Origin of the sequence: Pseudomonas sp. Irchel s3f10, from assembly GCF_900187515.1 — a bacterium.
Lineage (GTDB): Bacteria > Pseudomonadota > Gammaproteobacteria > Pseudomonadales > Pseudomonadaceae > Aquipseudomonas > Aquipseudomonas tensinigenes.
Genome location: NZ_FYDZ01000015.1, coordinates 22961 through 42709 on the forward strand (window position 1 = coordinate 22961; position 19749 = coordinate 42709).

At 59.4% G+C, this 19749-nt stretch carries 15 protein-coding genes; 5 read left to right on the top strand and 10 right to left on the bottom strand.

The genetic code is table 11. The annotated features are described in order from the left end of the window. The first annotated feature begins 69 nt into the window (after nucleotides 1-69). The 3 genes from CKW17_RS24555 to CKW17_RS24565 are packed head-to-tail and all read left to right on the top strand — an operon-like array spanning nucleotide 70 to nucleotide 2637. The gene (locus CKW17_RS24555) at nucleotides 70-879 is read left to right on the top strand and encodes a MetQ/NlpA family ABC transporter substrate-binding protein (RefSeq protein ID WP_095122243.1); all 810 of its coding nucleotides are present in this window, start codon (nucleotides 70-72) and stop codon (nucleotides 877-879) included. A gap of 2 nt (nucleotides 880-881) precedes the next feature. Next, a complete protein-coding gene (locus CKW17_RS24560; protein ID WP_095122244.1) occupies nucleotides 882-2003 on the top strand; it encodes a methionine ABC transporter ATP-binding protein in 1122 nt (373 codons plus the stop codon). After that, the gene (locus CKW17_RS24565; protein ID WP_034151854.1) at nucleotides 1993-2637 is read left to right on the top strand and encodes a methionine ABC transporter permease; all 645 of its coding nucleotides are present in this window, start codon (nucleotides 1993-1995) and stop codon (nucleotides 2635-2637) included. The genes CKW17_RS24560 and CKW17_RS24565 overlap by 11 nt, the downstream gene beginning before the upstream one ends. 264 nt (nucleotides 2638-2901) lie before the next feature. Here CKW17_RS24565 and CKW17_RS24570 read toward each other — a convergent pair whose 3' ends face one another. Continuing rightward, nucleotides 2902-4299: a hypothetical protein gene (locus CKW17_RS24570; RefSeq protein WP_256586293.1), complete on the bottom strand. Its 1398-nt coding sequence runs from the start codon at nucleotides 4297-4299 to the stop codon at nucleotides 2902-2904. A gap of 243 nt (nucleotides 4300-4542) precedes the next feature. On the opposite strand from CKW17_RS24570, the gene CKW17_RS24575 reads away from it, so the two are divergent. After that, complete coding sequence (locus CKW17_RS24575; protein ID WP_095122245.1) at nucleotides 4543-5169, top strand: bifunctional 2-polyprenyl-6-hydroxyphenol methylase/3-demethylubiquinol 3-O-methyltransferase UbiG; 627 nt, start codon at nucleotides 4543-4545, stop codon at nucleotides 5167-5169. Between the two features lies 1 nt (nucleotide 5170). Here CKW17_RS24575 and CKW17_RS24580 read toward each other — a convergent pair whose 3' ends face one another. The 4 genes from CKW17_RS24580 to CKW17_RS24595 all read right to left on the bottom strand — a co-directional run bounded on the left by CKW17_RS24580 (nucleotide 5171) and on the right by CKW17_RS24595 (nucleotide 12740). Beyond that, nucleotides 5171-7423, bottom strand: coding sequence for a glycoside hydrolase (locus tag CKW17_RS24580; RefSeq protein WP_095122246.1), 2253 nt, complete (start codon nucleotides 7421-7423; stop codon nucleotides 5171-5173). A 90-nt stretch (nucleotides 7424-7513) separates the two neighbouring features. Continuing rightward, nucleotides 7514-10579, bottom strand: coding sequence for an efflux RND transporter permease subunit (locus CKW17_RS24585; RefSeq protein ID WP_095122247.1), 3066 nt, complete (start codon nucleotides 10577-10579; stop codon nucleotides 7514-7516). Then, on the bottom strand, nucleotides 10576-11640 hold the full coding sequence (locus tag CKW17_RS24590) for an efflux RND transporter periplasmic adaptor subunit (protein WP_095122249.1): 1065 nt from the start codon (nucleotides 11638-11640) through the stop codon (nucleotides 10576-10578). The genes CKW17_RS24585 and CKW17_RS24590 overlap by 4 nt, the downstream gene beginning before the upstream one ends. Then, entirely contained in the window at nucleotides 11637-12740 is a 1104-nt protein-coding gene (locus CKW17_RS24595) for an efflux RND transporter periplasmic adaptor subunit (protein ID WP_095122250.1), read from the bottom strand. The genes CKW17_RS24590 and CKW17_RS24595 overlap by 4 nt, the downstream gene beginning before the upstream one ends. A 200-nt stretch (nucleotides 12741-12940) precedes the next feature. On the opposite strand from CKW17_RS24595, the gene CKW17_RS24600 reads away from it, so the two are divergent. Further along, nucleotides 12941-14137: an AAA family ATPase gene (locus CKW17_RS24600; RefSeq protein ID WP_095122251.1), complete on the top strand. Its 1197-nt coding sequence runs from the start codon at nucleotides 12941-12943 to the stop codon at nucleotides 14135-14137. 324 nt (nucleotides 14138-14461) lie between these two features. Here CKW17_RS24600 and CKW17_RS24605 read toward each other — a convergent pair whose 3' ends face one another. The 5 genes from CKW17_RS24605 to CKW17_RS24625 form a co-directional block, all read right to left on the bottom strand. Next, nucleotides 14462-15334: a transporter substrate-binding domain-containing protein gene (locus CKW17_RS24605; RefSeq protein WP_095122253.1), complete on the bottom strand. Its 873-nt coding sequence runs from the start codon at nucleotides 15332-15334 to the stop codon at nucleotides 14462-14464. Then, nucleotides 15331-16113, bottom strand: a complete 783-nt coding sequence (locus tag CKW17_RS24610; protein ID WP_095122254.1) for an amino acid ABC transporter ATP-binding protein — start codon at nucleotides 16111-16113, stop codon at nucleotides 15331-15333. Before CKW17_RS24610 ends, CKW17_RS24605 begins: the two co-directional genes overlap by 4 nt. Further along, entirely contained in the window at nucleotides 16110-16769 is a 660-nt protein-coding gene (locus CKW17_RS24615; protein ID WP_007918714.1) for an amino acid ABC transporter permease, read from the bottom strand. Before CKW17_RS24615 ends, CKW17_RS24610 begins: the two co-directional genes overlap by 4 nt. Next, nucleotides 16750-17415 (bottom strand): amino acid ABC transporter permease, encoded by a 666-nt coding sequence (locus CKW17_RS24620; RefSeq protein ID WP_008083580.1) that lies wholly within the window; start codon nucleotides 17413-17415, stop codon nucleotides 16750-16752. The genes CKW17_RS24615 and CKW17_RS24620 overlap by 20 nt, the downstream gene beginning before the upstream one ends. A gap of 1437 nt (nucleotides 17416-18852) precedes the next feature. Next, the gene (locus CKW17_RS24625) at nucleotides 18853-19650 is read right to left on the bottom strand and encodes a MetQ/NlpA family ABC transporter substrate-binding protein (RefSeq protein ID WP_095122255.1); all 798 of its coding nucleotides are present in this window, start codon (nucleotides 19648-19650) and stop codon (nucleotides 18853-18855) included. Nucleotides 19651-19749: the final 99 nt, after the last annotated feature.

The following is a 19749-nucleotide window of genomic DNA, read 5'->3' on the forward strand; positions in this document are numbered from 1 at the left end:
AGTGAGCCTGCTCGCGATGAGGCCATAACAAACACCACAAATTTCATGCACTGACTGGAAAAACCCATCATGACCCAGAAAATCCTGTCCCACCCAGTCAAAGCACTGGCCCTGGCCCTCGGCCTGTTCAGCTCGGCCATCTTCGCCGCCGACGCCCCGTTGAAAATCGGCACCACCGCCGCCTTCGCCATCCCGCTGGAAGCTGCTGTCGAAGAAGCCTCCAAACAGGGCCTCAAAGTTGAGTTAGTGGAGTTCACTGACTGGATCGCACCGAACGTCAGCCTCGCCGCCGGCGACATCGACGTGAACTACTTCCAGCACATTCCGTTCCTCGAAAACGCCAAAGCCGCCGCGGGTTTTGATCTGGTGCCGTTCGCCCCGGGGATCATCAACAACGTCGGCCTCTACTCGAAAAAATACAAAAGCTTCGACGAGTTGCCCGAAGGCGCCAGCGTCGCCATCGCCAACGATCCGATCAACAGCGGTCGCGGCCTGCAACTGCTGGCCAAGGCCGGCTTGATCACACTGAAACCGGGCGTCGGCTACAAAGCCACCGAAGATGACATTGTCGCCAACCCGAAGAAGATCAAAATCCTCCAGGTCGAAGCCGTGCAATTGGTACGCGCCTATGACGACGCCGATCTGGTCCAGGGCTACCCGGCCTACATTCGTCTGGCGAAGACTTTCGATGCCGGTTCGGCGCTGCTGTTCGACGGCCTCGACCACAAGGAATACGTGATCCAGTTCGTCATCCAGCCGAAGAGCAAAACCGATCCGCGCCTGGTCAAGTTCGTCGACATCTACCAGCACTCACCAGCCGTTCGCGCGGCACTGGATAAGGCCCACGGCAAGCTGTATCAAGCCGGGTGGGAAAGCTGAGCATGACGGCCGCGATCCAACGGCGACTGGAAATTCCAGAGCCACACAATGCTGAAAAAACCGAGCTGCACCCGGAGCTGAATCGCGCCCACGTACGCTTCATCGGTCTGGGCAAAACCTACAACGGCCGGCAAGGCCCGGTCGCGGCTTTGCAGGGCATTGATCTGGCGATTCAGCGTGGCGAAGTGTTCGGCATCATCGGCCGCAGCGGTGCCGGCAAGTCGTCGCTGATCCGCACGATCAATCGTCTGGAACAACCGACCTCGGGGCGGGTGTTGATCGATCAGGTCGACATTGGCGAGTTCGATGAAGACCGTCTCGTCGCTTTGCGCCGACGCATCGGCATGATCTTTCAGCACTTCAATCTGATGTCGGCCAAGACCGTGTGGCAGAACGTCGAACTGCCGCTGAAAGTCGCCGGCGTGCCGAAAGAACAACGCGAAAAAAAGGTGCGCGAACTGCTCGAACTGGTTGGCCTGCAGGAAAAGCACAAAGCCTATCCGGCGCAACTTTCCGGTGGGCAGAAACAGCGTGTCGGCATCGCCCGCGCGCTGGTGCATGACCCGGATATTCTGCTCTGCGACGAAGCCACTTCGGCGCTCGATCCAGAGACCACCCAATCGATCCTCGGCCTGCTGCGCGAAATCAATAAACGCCTGGGCCTGACCATCGTTCTGATCACTCACGAGATGGCAGTGATCCGCGAAATCTGCGACCGCGTTGTCGTGCTTGAGCACGGGCGGGTTGTCGAACAAGGCCCGGTATGGGAAGTGTTCGGTAATCCGCAGCACGAAGTCAGCCAAACCTTGCTGGCGCCGCTGCAACACGCGTTGCCGGAAGAATTGCAAAGCCGTTTGCAGACGCAGCCGCCCTCCTCCGACGCCGCTGTGGTGCTGCGCTTGCAGTTCACCGGCAGCGCCAGTGATGAACCGGATCTGGCCGCGCTGTTCACAGCGCTCGGCGGTCGGGTGAAGTTGCTTCAGGGCGGCGTTGAGCGGATTCAGGGGCATGCGCTGGGGCAACTGTTGTTGGCCGTCAGCGGTACATCGTTCAGCGCCGAGCAATTGTGTGAGCGCGCCGCGCAATGGGCGCAACGCGTGGAGGTAGTGGGTTATGTGGTTTGATCGCTTGTTGCAGGGTTTTATCGACACCTTCCTGATGGTCGGTGTGTCATCACTGATCGCGCTGCTGGTGGGGATTCCCATGGCGGTGATTCTGGTCACCAGCGACAAGGGCGGGATCTACGAAGCGCCAGTGTTGAACCGTGCGTTGGGGGCGTTCGTGAACCTGTTCCGCTCGATCCCGTTTCTGATTCTGATGGTCGCGCTGATTCCGTTTACCCGCTTGATTGTCGGCACTACGTACGGTGTCTGGGCTGCCGTGGTGCCACTGACGATTGCCGCTACGCCATTCTTTGCGCGGATTGCCGAAGTGAGTTTGCGTGAGGTTGATCATGGCTTGATCGAAGCGGCGCAGGCGATGGGTTGCCGGCGCTGGCACATTGTCTGGCATGTGTTGCTGCCAGAGGCGCTGCCGGGGATTGTCGGCGGTTTCACCATTACGCTGGTGACGATGATCAACTCGTCGGCCATGGCCGGGGCGATTGGCGCGGGCGGGTTGGGGGATATCGCCTATCGCTATGGGTATCAGCGCTTTGACAGCCAGATCATGCTGACGGTGATTGTGTTGCTGGTGGCTCTGGTGGCGGTGATTCAGTTGGGTGGGGACCGGTTGGCGCGGGGTCTCAACAAGCGCTGAAAAAAAGAAGGTTGGTTTTTTGGGAATCGGGATAAATCTGACCGACTGCGGCGGCGCTATTTCTTCAATCAGAGCATCGACATCACTGCGGATCATCAGCGAACGTGGCTCAATGATCCGACAGTGGCGGCGGCATGGTGAACATTCATGGTCACAAGCGTCCTTTCTCACCTTAGCGTGGAGAATGAGCGCTTTGACGGTGTTCCGAAACTGTAAGAACTAGCAGGTACACACTCAAACAACTGAATTGAAGGGGCGCCGGTCTTAATCTTCAATCAGGCTGTCCAGCCACGAATATTCACTTTTGTTTTGATGCAGCACTTGCAGAGCTTTTGCCGCACAAATCAGGCTGTCAGCGTTGTTCACCGCCAACTGCGCACGCAACGGCGGACTGGCGTTGAACGCGTCAACCGCCGCCTGAAGTTGCAGATCGTCGCCGATACCCAGGTAATCACTGACAGCGAACAGGAAGGCATCGTGATCGTGTGAAAACGCGTTCAGATAGTCGACCGTCAAACCGCCACGCATGATTGCCTCGGAGACGCCGCGCTCGGGAACGTCGTACATGGCTAGCGAATCCCAGATCAGCAAACGACCCAGTCGGCCGTCCAGATAGAAATAGTCTGCGGCGTTGGGCCCGATGGCCTGGAACCGGTCGATTCTGTTGGTGTGCAACATTTCATGGCCCAACGACAGGCTCAATGTACCGCGCTGCATGTACTTGCGATTGATGAACAGCCGGCCGTGGAAATCGCTTTTGTACATCCACGCCGCGCTATTGCTGTGCGCATCGACGCCGAGGATTTTCTCGGCGCCCCAAACCCCCTGGTATTCCCTGGAAACCGCCAGACCGCGCGCGACAGAATCGGAGAATCGCTGCGCAACATTGAGGTGCCCGGTGCCGAAGAAGCTGTCGTAAACGGCATCCGCCTCCCGGTATTTCAGACCAATGGCGTGGCTGGCATCAGCGAAGATGTTCTCAACCGCTTTCAGTTCTGAGCGAATGATCGCCACCTGTTCCGGCGAGAACTGCTTCAAGCCGCGGGCGACCAGCGCGCCCTCCTGTGCCGCCGTGTACTCAAACGAGTCATCGCTACCGGTATGAACCCGGTTTTTTTGCGCATGCTCCCTTCTGACCTCGCCAATGAGCTCATCAATGTCGATGTCAATCACTTTGCCTGGACCGGTTAACGGTTGAGGCCGTTCGAGTGTCCAGATCTTGCTGCGCGGATCAAGAAACAAGGCCGGGCCCAACGCCGCCGATTCAGAGACCAGCGATGCCCGATATTCACCGACTGTGCCGGTTTCCCGAACCAGGACGATCTCGCCGGGGGCGATATCAACATATTTTCGGTTCTTGTACACGCGCAGGCCTTGAGCATTGGCGGCAGGCAAGTTGGCTGGCGCGCGCAAGCTGTAGCGTTCAAGGGTTTTGACTTGCGCAGACACCGGCCGGATCTGGGCAGAGTGCAACGGCGCAATCGTAACGGCGGGGAAATGCACCCCCGCCTCCTGGTTAGCTGGATCCGTATCAGAACGGTAAATCTTCACGGGAGTCCCGTCGCCGGATGGCGAACTGCCGGATCTTTTCCGCAGTGGTGTGGCGTTCACCGGGTTACGGTTGGTTGGCGAGGTAGTGCCAGGTTTGCGAACAATGCTCATGAACATCCTTTTCCTGAGTGATTCCCCCCGATAAAAAAACAGGGCAGACATCGCGACAGTGGTCTATCGCGCAGGCGTCATTACATTCCGCAGCGCGCTACTGCGTGCGGTACATATGTATTGCACAGGCGCCGGGGTTTTGTGCTTTCTGGAGAATGAAGATCCAAGGCCCGCAGGCTGCGATCTTTTAAAGCGCGAAAGCGCTTATAGTCTGCCCATCGTCCTTGCCACCACGAACCGACCATGAAGCAGACTCCGACCGACCTGGAACAGATCACCGCCACCACCCTTGGCCACTACAACTCAGTGGCCGAAGACTTCCGTGAGGGCACCCGCGATCACGATGTCAGCCAGAACATCGAGGCGCTGTTGCGGCACATTCAGGGCGTAGCGCCGTTAGCGATTCTTGATTTTGGCTGTGGACCGGGACGGGATCTGCAGACGTTTACACGCATGGGGCACGTCGCGGTCGGTCTCGACGGCTCACCCGAGTTTGCGCGGATGGCCCGTGAGGACAGTGGCTGTGAAGTGTGGTGCCAGGATTTCCTCAAGCTTGATTTACCCGCCGAACGCTTCGACGGAATCTTCGCCAACGCGGTGCTGTTTCATGTGCCATTGCAGGAATTGCCACGGGTTTTGCAAGAGCTGCGCGATACCTTGAAACCGGGCGGTGTGCTGTTCAGCTCTAACCCGCGCGGGGATAACCGCGAGGGCTGGAACGGGCCGCGCTATGGCTCGTATCACGATCTGGAGGCTTGGCGCGGGCTGCTTGCCCGCGCCGGATTCGTCGAACTGGAACACTACTTCCGTCCCGCCGGCCTGCCGCGCGAGCAGCAGCCGTGGTTGGCCAGCGTCTGGCGCAAAGGCTGAGTCAGGGAGTTGCCTGCACCCGGTAGTGGCTGACGGTACCTTCCGGCAGCAGCAGCGTGACGCTCTCGCCGGGCAGGGTCCGACCGTCCACTTCACGCGGGGCTGGAGCGAAGTTGGCCAGCAGCCGAGTGCCGTCTTCAAATGAAGTCTGCTGCACCTGCCGATCTTCGCTCAGCCATTGGAAACCAGTCAGCGCCTGCGTCGCCAGGCGCTCATGCAGCGGACGGAAGAATGCATCCTGGCGGGCCATCAGCGGCAATCGCTGCGCCAGCGTCGCCGCACTCAGGTGGTACAGCGGCGGCACGTTGTAAAGCAATTGCGTCAGTTCGTTTTCCACCCTTGCGTTGCTCAATTTAAGGCTGTCGAACAACCAGTGATGGGTGGTGATGAGCGAGCCGTGGAACACCGCTTGATACAGCGGCAAACGGCTGGCCGGGTCAAAGTGAATGCGCCGCAACGGATCCTTTATTGGCACGGATTTGAAAAACACGGCCGGTTGCTCCGGCGGAAACCACTTACCGACAAAGTATTCGGAATCCGGGTTTTTACTCATGTCGGCATCACCCCAACCGATCACCGGTGTCTGCATGCCATGGGCGAACAGCACGCCTTGAGCCGTGGTCGCATTGCCATCCTCGGAGCCGCTGGGCAATTGCAGCGTTTCGTTGATCCAGCGCGACGCCGCGACGTTGCCCTCGGCATTCTGCGCCTGCGTCATGGGGGCGTCCGCGCGGTAGCTATCGAACAACATGCCAGTGGCGTAGGCATCGAGAAACCAGCTGTTGAAACCGGCGGCGACGCTGACCGCTTTGACTCGTTTCTCCAGCAAAGGGCGCACGCAACGTGGGTCGGTGTAGTGACCTGATTGCTGAAAGCCGCTTTTCAGCGTGCGATTTTCCAGCACGATGGCGCACTCGCGGTAAGCCGTGTCACCCAGATGCGCGGTGGTCCAGTCCGGGTTCTCATCCCGACTCAGCGCCGTCTCGTAAGAATCATACGGTGCCAGCAGATACCCGGCCTGCACGCCTGCTCGAACCGCCTCGGGATGCCAGAGCCCGCCCTCCCAGCCCTCGCCAAGACCCAGCCACAAGCGCGACAGCCCGGCGTTTTGCAATTGCTCAATGGAGTCCAGCGACAGGGTGCTGCCCCATTGCTCGGGCCTGGCTGTCACGGCACCGGCGAATTCGCGGGCCAGTTGGCCACGCAGGGCAGCGTAACCGTTGACCAGTGCTTGCATGTCCGGCACCGCGCGGGCCTGCCAGGTTTTGCGCGCCTGAGTGTTCAGCGCCCGATTGAGGCTGCGCAGCAGAATGCTTTGCTGATAACGATTGAGCACGGTCTGCGTGGCGAGCAGCTGCAAGGCTTCAGTATCCATGCCGTCGCGCAACGCACCGGCAAGGTAGGTCTGGCCGCGCAACTTGCCAAGCAACGCCGGCCAGTCACGCACATCCTTTTGCCCCAGCAGATCGTTACCCCACAGGTAGACATGACTGGCGCCCAACAGCTTTCGCGATGTCGGTGTTTTCTCAAGCTTGCTGCTCAGGCTTTCGTGACGGCCGGTGTCGATCCGCCATTGTCGGTAGCGCTTGGCACCGGCCAGCGGCTCGGCGTCACCCAGAAACAGGCTGAACGTCAGCGCTGTCGACGGTTTGAGTGAGGTGAATTGATGCCGCACCGACAACGCGAGCGCATCGCCCTCAGCGCTGAACAGCAGTTGCTTGTTGTAGGGGTTGGTCAGCAACCAGTTGAGACTGAATCCCTCATGCTCGACGCCCCAGATCGGCAGACTCATATCCTGAGTGGCATTGAGCACCCCTTGACTCACCAGAAACGCCTGCCACACCGGATCGCCGCGCGGCACATAATGGCCCTCGGCCAAGGGCCAGATCAGGCCCTTGCCCATGGCATTGCCGGGCTGGCGCAAGAACTCAAGTTCAGCCGGGGCGCGTGCGGTGATCGAGAAGTTCAGGTCACGTTGATCGAGATCAACGCTGATTGACCAGGCGCCATCGTCCCATTGCCAGTCGACACGATTGTCACGTTGCACCAGGTTGCTGATCCTGTGCGCAGCGACGCCCGTCGATGCCTGCACAGTCGCGCCGTTGGCCGGGGTGACTCGCACGGCGAGGGTTGCGGGGTCGAGCTGTACGCGCCACAGCGGGTTCACCAAAAGGATGTCGGCCAGCGATGAGGGCGACAGGCACAGGCCGGCCACTAACAGCAGTTGGCGCAACCAGCAAGTGACAGTCGACATCAGGCGTCCCTCCTCCAAATGGAGGAAGGACGGTAACGCAAGGCATCACAGTTGTAAGTCAGACCTTTCCCAAAGGTGTAACAAACACACTCAGTGGGTCGATGACGAAGCGTCCTTCTTCGGTTCGCGAATCTTGTACCAGGCCACATACAGCGCCGGCAGGAACAGCAGCGTCAGCAACGTCGCGACCACAATCCCGCCAATCATCGCGTACGCCATCGGCCCCCAGAACACTTCGCGGGCAATCGGGATCATGCCCATGCTTGCCGCAGCGGCGGTCAGCAGGATCGGTCGGCGCCGATGCTCAGTCGCCTCGACTACCGCATCCCACGGCGCATAGCCCTTCTTCTCGAACTCATCGATCTGCGTCACCAGAATCACCGAGTTACGAATGATGATGCCGATCAGCGCCAGAATCCCCAGAATCGCCACGAAGCCCATCGGTGTGCCGGTCGGCACCAGCGCCAGCACCACGCCGATCAGTCCCAGCGGCGCGACACTGGCGACGAGGAACATCTTCTGCACGCTGTGCAACTGGATCATCAGGAAGGTCGCCATCAAAAACAGCATCAACGGCAAGACCTTGGCGATCGGTCCCTGGGCCTTGCCGCTTTCCTCGACCGTACCGCCGGTGGCGACCTTGTAGCCCACTGGCAGTTTGTCAGCGAAGGCGTCAATCGACGGCTTGAGCAGTTTCACCAGATCGGTCGGCTGGATCTCGTCGCGCACCGAGGCCTTGATGGTGATGGTCGGCAAGCGGTCGCGACGCCACACCAGCGGCTGTTCCAGCTCATAGCGCACAGTGGCGAACGCCAGTAACGGAATCGATGTGCCGTTGGGCGTAACGATCTGCAGATTCTGCAGGGTTTCCGGCGTACCACGCTCCGAACTCACCGCCCGGCCGACCACATTGATCAGGTAGATGTCGTCGTTGACCTGGGTCAGAGGCGCGCCGCTGACGATGCTGTTCATCAGGTTCGCCACGTCTTCGGACGACAGCCCGAGCTGCCGCGCCTTGTCTTGGGCGATGTCGATGCGCAGGACTTTGCCCGGCTCGTTCCAGTCGTAAATGATCTCGCCGATGTGCGAGTTCTTGTCCAGTTCGGTGGCCAGATCGATGGCGTGCTTGCGCACCTGATCAATGTCCTTGCCGCTAATCCGGTACTGAATCGGACGCCCGACCGGCGGGCCCATTTCCAGCGCCTGGACGTAACTGCCGATGCCGACGAAGTCCTTGTGCAAGCGCTCGCGCAGACGCTGACTCAATGCCTCGCGGGCCTCGAAGTCTTTGCTGACGATCACCAGTTGTGCGTAGTACGGGTTTTGCAATTGCTGGTCGAGGGGCAGATAGAAACGGATCGCGCCCTGACCGATGTAGGTGCTCCAGCGCACAATGTCCGGGTCGCCTTTAAGGGTTTCTTCCAGCTTGTCGACGGCCTTGCGTGTTTCGTCGATGGAGGCGTTCTGCGGCAGGTTAAGGTCGACGAGAATTTCCGGGCGGTCCGACGCCGGAAAGAACTGGTTCTGCACAAAGCGCATGCAAAAAATCGACAGGACAAACAGCAGCACGGTGATGCCGATCGCCCACCAGCGATTGCGCATCGCCCACAACAGACCGCCATTGAACGCACGCCCGACGCGGCCCGGCTCGGCGTCATGGGGCTTCACGTTGGCGCTGAGAATGTGCACGCCGATCACCGGAGCGAAGAACACCGCGACAATCCACGACACAATCATGGCCACGGCAATCACCGCAAACAGCGTGTAGGTGTACTCACCGGCGGAACTGGCGTTGAGGCCGATGGGCACGAAACCGGCGACCGTCACCAGCGTCCCGGTGAGCATCGGGAACGCCGTCGAGGTGTAGGCGTACGTCGCGGCCTCCTCCTTGCTCTCGCCCATTTCCAGGCGCGTGACCATCATCTCCACGGTGATCATCGCGTCGTCCACCAACAGGCCGAGGGCGATGATCAGTGCACCGAGAGAAATCCGCTGCATGGTGATGCCACTGTATTCCATGAACACAAACACCATCGCCAGCACCAGCGGAATCGAGCACGCCACCACCAGGCCGGCGCGCACGCCGAGGCTGATGAAACTGACCACCAGCACGATGATCACCGCCTCGAACAGGGCACTGGTAAAGCCACCGACCGCTTCTTCCACCACCACCGCCTGATCGGACACAGTGTGCACACCCACGCCAACCGGCAAGTCTGCGGTCAGTTCATCGATGCGCTGGTGCAACGCCTTGCCGAACTCCTGAACGTTGCCGCCCTTCTGCATGGCAATCGCCAGACCGATGGCCGGTTTGCCGTCGAAGCGGAATTCCGGGGTAGCCGGATCGGTGTAACCGCGAGTGATGTCGGCGATGTCAGCCAAACGATAGAAACGGTCGTTGAGCTTGAGATTGACCTCGGCGAGATCTTTTTCCGAGGCGAACTGCCCCGAAGTGCGCACGGAAATCCGCTCGGGGCCGGCCTCGATCACACCGGCCGGGGTTACGGCGTTCTGCGATTGCAGGCTCTGCACAACCTGACGCTGATCGATCCCCAACGCCGCCAGTTTGCGGGTAGAGAAGTTCAGATAAATCACTTCGTCCTGCTGGCCGATCATTTCGATCTTGCCCAGCCCCGGTACATTGCGGATCTCGGCCCGCGCCTGTTCCACGTAATCGCGCAACTGGCGCATGGTCAAGCCGTCGGCGGTGAAGGCGTAGACCGAGCCGAACACATCACCGAACTCGTCGTTGAACCCGGGGCCTTGAATACCTTGGGGGAACTGCCCGCGAATGTCGTCGATCTTCTTGCGCACCTGGTACCAGATTTCCGGGATGTCCTTGGCGCTGGTGGTGTCGCGCAGGTACACGTACACCGTCGATTCGCCGGGGCGCGTGTAGCTTTTCACGTAGTCGAGAGAATCGAGTTCTTCGAGTTTTTTCTCGATGCGGTCGGTGACCTGCGCGAGGGTTTCTTCCTGGGTCGCGCCCGGCCATTTGGTCTGGATCACCATGGTTTTGATGGTGAACGACGGGTCTTCTTCGCGGCCCAGATTGAAATATGAGAACACGCCCATCAGCAACGCGACGAACATCAGGTACCAGACGAATGACTGATGCTTGAGGGCCCATTCGGAGAGGTTGAAAGAGCCTTTCATTGACTGTCCTCGTCAAGTTTTACCGATTGTCCGGGTTTGAGGCTGTTGACGCCGGCGCTGACCACGCGCTCGCCATTCTTCACGCCGCCCGCGAGCACCACGCTGCTGTCGGTGCGGCTGATCACGCTGACGTCGCGGGGGCTGACGGTTTTGCTCTGGGTGTCGATGACCCAGATCCGTGGTTTGCCGTCGACCTCCTGCACAGCGGTAGCCGGCAATTCGATGCGCGGTTTGATCGCCGAACTGAGGGTCACGCTGATCGCCGTGCCGAGGCGGAACCCGTCCGGTGTCTCGGCCAGCGTCAGGCGTGCGCGACGAGTACGCGTGGCGCTTTGCGCCTGCGGTTCGATCTCGCGAAGGGTCGCCGTGGTGTTGATGCTCGGGTCGAGTTGCCCAGCTACCAGAAACACCACGTCGGAGGGAATCTGATCGACCAGGGTGTCCGGCAGATCGATCACCGCTTCCTTGATGTCCGGTTGCGCCAGGGTCACGACCTGCTGGCCCGCCGTCACCACTTGCCCGGCTTCGGCGTTCCACGCGGTGACCACGGCTTTATGATCGGAACGCAGTTCGGTGTAGCCGAGCTGGTCCTTGCTTTGATTGACCGCCGCCCGTGCCTGGTCCAGCGAGGCCTGGGTGGTTTTCAAGTCCGTGGTGGCGATGTCCAGTTGTGCCTGCGCTCCTACGCCACGATCGAACAGCGCCTGCTGACGGCGGGCATTGGCCTGGGCATTGATCAGTTGCGCCTGAACCTTGGCCAGGTCGCCCTGGGCCGAACGCAATTGGTTCTGCTGATCAGACGGATCGAGGGTGGCGAGCAGCGTGCCCTTTTGCACTTCGGTTCCGACATCGACGTTGCGGCTGGCGATGCGGCCACCGACGCGGAAACCGGTGTTGCTTTCATAACGCGCCTGGATGCTGCCGGCGAAACGCCCGAGGCTTTCCTCGCTCAATGTTTGAACCTTGACCGATAACACCGGACGTACCGGCTCCGGAGGTGGCTCGCTTTTCGAGCAGGCCGCCAGCAACACACCCACGGATAACAGCCCCAGACGCTTCATGGCTGTGCTCCCGGTTGCAGACCCTTGTAGGTGTTTTCAGCGATTTCGACTTTCATGCCGGGATGCAGCAACTGCCCACCGGCGACAATGACTTTCTCCCCGCCCTTGAGGCCTTCGCTGATGATGACCTTGCCGATCAGGTAGCGGCCGACGGTCACGTTGTGCAGCTGCGCTTCACCTTTATCGTCGACCATCCACACCGCCGGATCACTGATGTTTTTCGTCAGCGCTGACCATGGCAATTCGACTGCCGACTTGCCGCTGCCCTTGGCGGTGGCGCTGACCACCGAGCCCAGCTGCATCCCTTGTGGCAGGCTGTCGAGACTGACTTTGACTTGCACCGTGCCGGACTGCGCCGACACCGCCGGGGTGATTTCACGCACCGTACCGGTGGTTTTGATGGCAGGGTTATCGAGCAGGCTGACGACGATCGACGGATCCGCAGGACGCTCGGCCAGCAGCGATTCGTAGACGTTGAACACCGCGTCACGGTCGCCGTCGCGGGCCAACGAAAAAATCGGCGCCGTGGCCTGCACGACCTGGCCGACTTCGGCCTGGCGCTCGGTGATCACCCCCGGTGCATCGGCAATCAGCGCGGTGTAGCTGAGCTGGTCCTTGGCGTTGGCCAATTGCGCCTGCGCCGCGCTCAAGGCGCTCTGGCTGCTGCGCAACGCGGCTTGGGCGGAATCGTATTCGCTTTGGCTGGTGTAGCCCTTGGGCAGGAGTTTTTGCTGGCGCACGAACGCCGCGGCACTCTGTTTCACCCGGGCTTGTTCAGCAACGACCTGGGCTTGAGCCGAATCGACGTTGGTCTGCAAATCCTTGGGGTCGAGTTTGGCCAGCACTTGTTTGGCGGTGACGCGATCGCCGACATCGACCATGCGCTGGATGATCTTGCCGCCGACGCGGAACGACAGTTCGGTCTGCACGCGCGCCTGCACGTCCCCGGTCAATGTCACCGAAGCCGCGTAATCCGTGGGCTTGACCTCTTGTACAAAAACCCGTGGCAGGTACTCAGCGGGGGCTTTTTTCTCGCCGCAAGCGGTCACCAAGGTGAGCAGACTCAGCACGACCGCTGTTTTCAAACCGGGACTCGCCATGCAGACTCCTTCCTGTGTACGAACGTGCAAGTGACGATACGACTGTGAGCTTAGAACAGGGTTCAACGTTCGCCCGTTCGTCCCCCATATTTCCTCTAGGAGTTGCCGGAGGCTGCGATCTTTTGATCTTTTAAAAACAACATCAAAAGATCGCAATCTTCGGCAGCTCCTACAATAGGCGCCTGAAGAGAAGGAATTCCATGCTCAACACTCTGGCAGTGGCCAATTACCGCTCAATCAATAAACTGGTGATCCCGCTCGGCCGGCTGAACCTGATCACCGGCCCCAACGGCAGCGGCAAGTCCAACCTCTACCGGGCCTTGCGCCTGCTGGCGGAAACCGCTCAGGGCGGCGTGGTCAATGCGCTGGCCCTTGAGGGTGGGCTGGAGTCGACCTTCTGGGCCGGGCCGGAAACCATCAGCCGGCGTATGCGCAACGGCGAAGTGCCCATTCAGTCGACGGTGCGTCAGGGTGTGAAGCGATTGCGTCTGGGGTTCGCCGGGGAAGATTTCAGTTATTCGATCAGCCTCGGGCTGCCCGATTCCAACGGGCACTTCATGTTGCCCGAACATTCACGGCCGATCCCCTCGCGTTTCAGCCTCGACCCGCAGATCAAGCGCGAATGCATCTGGGCCGGCACGCTTTACCGCCCCGCCAGCCTGCTGGTGGATCGCGACGGCCCGATGATTCGCGCACGCGCCGAGCGCCAATGGGATGTGCTGGCACAGCACACGCCGAACTTTGACAGCCTGTTCGATCAGGTCGGCAGCCTGCGCAGCTCACCGGAAGTGTTCCAGATACGAGAGTTCATTCGTCGCTGGCGCTTTTACGATCACTTTCGCAGCGATGCCGATGCACCGGTGCGCCAACCACAATTGGGCACACGCACGCCGGTGCTGCATCACGACGGCCGGGATCTGGCGGCGGCGTTGCAGACCATCATCGAGATTGGTGACGGCGACGCCATGCGTGCGGCGATTACCGATGCGTTTCCGGGCGCACGGGTGCATATCGAAGCGCAGGCCGGTGGACGGTTTGCCATCGAGTTTTATCAGGAAGGTTTATTGCGGCCGTTGTCGGCGGCGGAACTGTCGGACGGGACGTTGCGCTATCTGCTGCTGGTCGCAGCGCTGCTGACGCCGCGACCGCCGTCGCTGATGGTGCTGAACGAACCGGAAACCAGTCTGCACCCGGATCTGTTGCCGGCGTTGGCGCGGTTGATTATCCGTGCGTCCGAGCAGTGTCAGGTGTGGGTGGTGTCGCATGCGCGGCGGTTGATTTCGGCGTTGCAGGAGGATCCGGAATGCAATTGCATCGTGCTGGAGAAAACCCTGGGGCAGACCGGGATTGTCGGGCAGGGGGTGCTGGATGAGCCGGCGTGGAATTGGCCGGATTGAGTGATTCAGGCAAAAAGCCCCTCACCCTAGCCCTCTCCCAGAGGGAGAGGGGACTGACCGAGTTGTTCTTTCGAACTACGCCGACATGAAAGTCTCGAGTTGAACTCAGGTTTTGAAAAGCCCAGAGATCGGCTCCCTCTCTACGGGGAGAGGGGCCTGACCGCGGATGTTCGGGAATCACGCCGACCTGAAAATGCTGTTGTGAATCCATAATCGACTCGGTTTTTCAGGTCGATGTATGACGCAGGACACCTCGGTCGGCTCCCTCTCCTTCGGGAGAGGGCTGGGGTGAGGGGCAGGCCTCACCACCGATTCAACAGGCAATCACCCCTGCCACTTGCCACCCTCGACAATCACGCTCTCAGGCTTGGTGTCATCGCTCAGCTCTTTACGCACATATTGGTCGTACAGCTTGAGCAGATACTTCTCCTCACCCAGCTTGGCCAGTTCTGTATTCACCCAGTCACGCAGCTCGATATTGCCCTTCTTCACCGCCGGCGCAATCGGCGCTTCGGCACCGAGCTTTTCATCCAGCACGCGATAGCCCGGGTTCTGCTTGGCCCAGCTGAACAGCACCAGGTTGTCCTGCGCATAGGCATCGCCACGGCCATTGGCCAAGGCTTGCAGTGATTCGGAGTTTTTCTCGAACTTGAGCAGTTTCCAGTCCGGATGATTCTTGGTCAGCCAGATATCCGCAGTGGTACCGGTGGTGACGATAGTGGTGCGGGTCGCCAGATCATCAAGGTTTTTCACTGAGCTGCTTTGCGGCACCAACGCCTGCACCGCAACCTTGAGGTTCGGGTTGGTGAATTCCACTGCTTCCTTGCGCTCCGGGGTGACGGTCATGTTGGCGAGGATCAGGTCGACCTTGTCGCTTTGCAGAAATGGAATACGGCTTGCCGGCTCGACGGCAACGAATTCGACCTTGTTTTCATCGCCGAGCAGATCCTTGGCGAAACGCCGGCCGATATCAGTATCGAAGCCGACGTAGCGCCCCGCTTCATCGACAAAACCGAACGGCGGTTTATCGGTAAATACGCCGACGATCAGTTTGTCGCGAGCCTTGATCTTGTCCAGATAACCAGCCGGCGCAGTGCTTTCGCTGGCGACTTTCGGCTTCGGCGGTTCTTCGGTCTTGCTGCAACCGGCAAGCAACGCGAGGCTGAGCAGGGGCAGTAAAAAAGCGGCAGTTTTCATAACAGTTCCAGTTCCTTTGTCGGATTCGTTTTTGGCAGTGTTGCAACGAAGGAGAACTTCTCCAGAAACTGCTGCGCGCGTGCGGTTTGCGGGTTCGTAAAGAAAATCTCGGGCGGGTTCTGTTCAAGGATGCGCCCGGCATCCATGAACACGATGCGGTCGGCCACCGCACGGGCGAAGGCCATTTCGTGGGTGACGATCAGCAGGGTCATGCCTTCGCGGGCGAGGCCCTGAATGACCTGCAAAACTTCCTTGACCATCTCCGGGTCGAGGGCGGCGGTGACTTCGTCGAAGAGCATGACCCGTGGGTTCATGCACAACGAGCGGACGATGGCGATGCGTTGCTGCTGGCCGCCGGAGAGCTGACGCGGGAAGGCGTCGCGCTTGTCGGCCAAGCCAACGCGTTCGAGCAGCGCTTCGGCTTGCTGCTGCGCCTCGCGGTGCTGACGTTTTTGCACCTTCAGCGGCCCAAGCAGCAGGTTGTCGAGCACGCTCATGTGCGGAAACAGGTGATAACTCTGGAACACCATACCGATCTGCTGACGGATCTCGCGCCAGTCAGTGGCCTTGTCCAGCAGCTCACGGCCGACAAATTTCAGGCTGCCGCTGTGGGCTTCTTCCAGGCCATTGAGGCAACGCAACAAGGTGCTTTTGCCGCAGCCGCTGGGGCCGAGGATGACGATCACTTCGCCGCTCTGCACCTGCAGATCGATGCCGTTAAGCACCTGCTGCTCACCATAGAATTTGTTGAAGCCGTGAAACTCGATCAATGCACTCATGCTTGCGTCCAGCGCCGCTCCAGCACGCGCGAAGCGGCCGACAGCGGGTAGCAGATGAAAAAGAAAAACAGAAACAGCGCGCCGTAGATCAGCACCGATTCGTAAGTACGCTCGATGATTTGCTGGCCGACTTTAATCACGTCGACCACACCGATGAGCACCGCCAGCGAGCTGGTCTTGATGATCCGCGTGTAGACGTTGATGGTCGGCGGCGTCATGCGTTTCAGCGCTTGCGGCAGCAGCACGTAGCCGTAGAGTTGCGCGGCGTTCAGACCGATCGACAGCCCCGCTTCACGCTGCCCGCGTGGCAACGAATGCAGCGCACCGCGCGCCACCTCGCCGACCTCGCTGGCGCCCCACAGCGACAGCACCAGCACCGCGCACCAAAAGCTGGGAATGCTCAGGCCGAAGAAAATCGGCAGACCGAAGAACAACAGATACAACCAGACCAGCACCGGGATCGCCCGGAACAGCTCCAGATAGACCCGCAAAATCGCGTTCAGCCACGTCACGTTGAGCGTGCGCAACACGCCGTAAAGCACGCCGCCGACAGTGCTGATGGCAATGCTCAGAAAAGATATCGACAGGGTTTGTCCGGCGCCTTTGGCCAATTGCGGCAACGACACCCAGAGCAGTTCAAGACCCGAACTGGCCATGCTGGAGCCTCCTTTCCAGTCGGCTGAGCAATAGCGACAGCGGCAAGAACAGCAGCACGCAGATCAGCGTCAGCACGGCGAGCATTTCGTAGGTTTTGTAATAGAGCGCGATGTAGCTCTTGGTGGTGTAGAGGATTTCCGGCACCGCCACCGCCGAGACCACGGTGGTTTCCTTGAGCAGGAAAATGAAATTGGCGAACAGCGACGGCAGGCTGAGAATCCCCGCTTGCGGCAGGATCACGTAGCGCAGCAACTGGCCATGGGACAGGCCGATTGAGCGCCCTGATTCCAGTTGCGCCTGCGGTACGGCATCGACGCCGGCACGCAGCACTTCGGTGAGATAGGCGCCGCCGAGGAAGGTCATGGTGATGATCGCGGCGGTGAAACCGGAAACCTGAATCCCCACAGCTGGCAAGGCGAAGTAGACGAAGAACAACTGGATCAGCAGCGGCGTGTTGCGCGCCAGTTCCACGTACAGGCCGACCAGTTTTTGCAGGTACGGCGTGCGGAACACCAGAATCGTCGCGTTGAGCAGCGCCACCAGCAATGAGGTGCCAATGGCGATAAAACCGACCTGCAGCGTCACGCCCACGGCTTTGAGAAACGCCGGCAGGGTGCTGAGGATAAATGCGTAATCAAAGGTCATGAAGCGTCCTGGACGCCGCTCGGTAAGCGACGGTGGTGCAGTCCATGGGCAGCGGATGGCTGTCCGGCAAGCACCGACTTTATAGGTATAAAAACAAGAATTTAAATACCGTTAAAGCATATTGATATCACCCAAAAAACTATCTTGTGGGTTTGCCGGGAAGGAATAAGAAGGCTATTTTCCTTTGCGCTGTAGGACGGATCTTTTTTTCACGAAAGCCCTCCAAGGATGAACAGCTTTTGGCCAGACTCCCCCCGGCCAATTACATAACAAGGAAGAGAACATGGACGTAAAAGTGCCGCAGCGACTGGATCCGCAGGAGATTGTGAAATTGCTAATGGCGCTACGCCGAGCGCTGAAGGCCCAGGTTGCCTGAGAATCAAGAGCACCCTCACCCCAGCCCTCTCCCCGAGGGAGAGGGAGCCTACCGAGGTGTCTTACGTCAAACATCGACCTGAAAGACCGAGTCGATTATGGATTCGGCGGAGATATTTCACATCGGCGTACCTCTACAGCATCCCCCAATCAGTCCCCGCTCCCTCTGGGAGAGGGAGCCTACCGAGGTGTCTTACGTCAAACATCGACCTGAAAGATCGAGTCGATTATGGATTCAGCAGAAATCTTTCAAGTCGGTGTACTTCTACAGCGTCCCCCAATCAGTCCCCCTCTCCCTCCGGGAGAGGGAGCCGACCGAGGTGTCTTGCGTCAAACATCGACCTGAAAGATCGAGTCGATTATGGATTCGGCAGAAATCTTTCACGTCGGCGTACCTCTACAGCATCCCCCAATCAGTCCCCGCTCCCTCTGGGAGAGGGAGCCGACCGAGGTGTCTTGCGTCAAACATCGACCTGAAAGACCGAGTCGATTATGGATTCGGCGGAGATCTTTCACATCGGCGTACCTCTACAGCATCCCCCAATCAGTCCCCTCTCCCTCTGGGAGAGGGAGCCTACCGAGGTGTCTTACGTCAAACATCGACCTGAAAGACCGAGTCGATTATGGATTCGGCAGAAATCTTTCAAGTCGGTGTACCTCTACAGCATCCCCCAATCAGTCCCCCTCTCCCTCCGGGAGAGGGAGCCGACCGAGGTGTCTTGCGTCAAACATCGACCTGAAAGACCGAGTCGATTATGGATTCGGCGGAGATCTTTCACATCGGCGTACCTCTACAGCATCCCCCAATCAGTCCCCGCTCCCTCTGGGAGAGGGAGCCTACCGAGGTGTCTTACGTCAAACATCGACCTGAAAGATCGAGTCGATTATGGATTCAGCAGAAATCTTTCAAGTCGGTGTACTTCTACAGCGTCCCCCAATCAGTCCCCTCTCCCTCCGGGAGAGGGCTAGGGTGAGGGGCTTTTCAACGCACACAAAAACGCCGATGACCATCGCTGGCCATCGGCGTTTTCATACCTTGAAGGGGTTCACTCAAGCGTCAGATCAGAACGCCGGCAGTACCGCGCCGTTGTACTTTTTCTCGATGAACGCTTTGACTTCCGGGCTGGTCAGGGCTTTGGCCAGTTTCTGGATCGCGTCGCTGTTCTTGTTGTCCTCACGGGCCACCAGGAAGTTCACGTACGGCGAGTCAGCGCCTTCAATCACCAGCGCATCTTTCTGCGGGTTCAGCTTGGCTTCCAGGGCGTAGTTAGTGTTGATCATGTCCAGATCAACTTCTTTCAGAACGCGTGGCAGCAGGGCCGATTCCAGTTCCTTGAACTTGAAGTTGTGCGGGTTCTTGGCGATGTCTTTTGGCGTTGCCAGAGCGTTTTTCGGGTCTTTCAGCTCGATCAGGCCAGCCTTCTGCAGCAGGATCAGTGCGCGGCCGCTGTTGCTGCCTTCGTTCGGGATCGCGATGGTCGCGCCGTCCGGCAGTTCAGCCAGGGTTTTGTACTTGCTCGAGTAGCCACCGAACGGTTCAACGTGCACGCCCTGCACGGTCACCAGGTACTTGGACTTGTCGTCCTTGTATTTGCCCTTGTTGAAGCTGTTCAGGTACGGCAGGGTCTGGAAGTAGTTGGCGTCCAGACGCTTCTCGCCAACCTGTACGTTCGGCTGAACGTAGTCGGTGAAGACTTTGATTTCCAGATCCACGCCTTCTTTGGCGAGGGTCGGTTTGATCAGCTCAAGGATTTCAGCGTGCGGCACCGGGGTCGCAGCAACCACCAGTTTCTCCCCGGCGTTGGCCAGGGAAGCAGTCAAAGCAGCCGCCAATGCGGTAAACAACAGAACCTTTTTCATGCAGTGTCCTTATCGAAAATCACGGTCGTCATCGACGACGGCATTAATACGTGTGCCAGTGAAGTGATATCGCTGGCGTGGGGCGGACAATACCGGGAT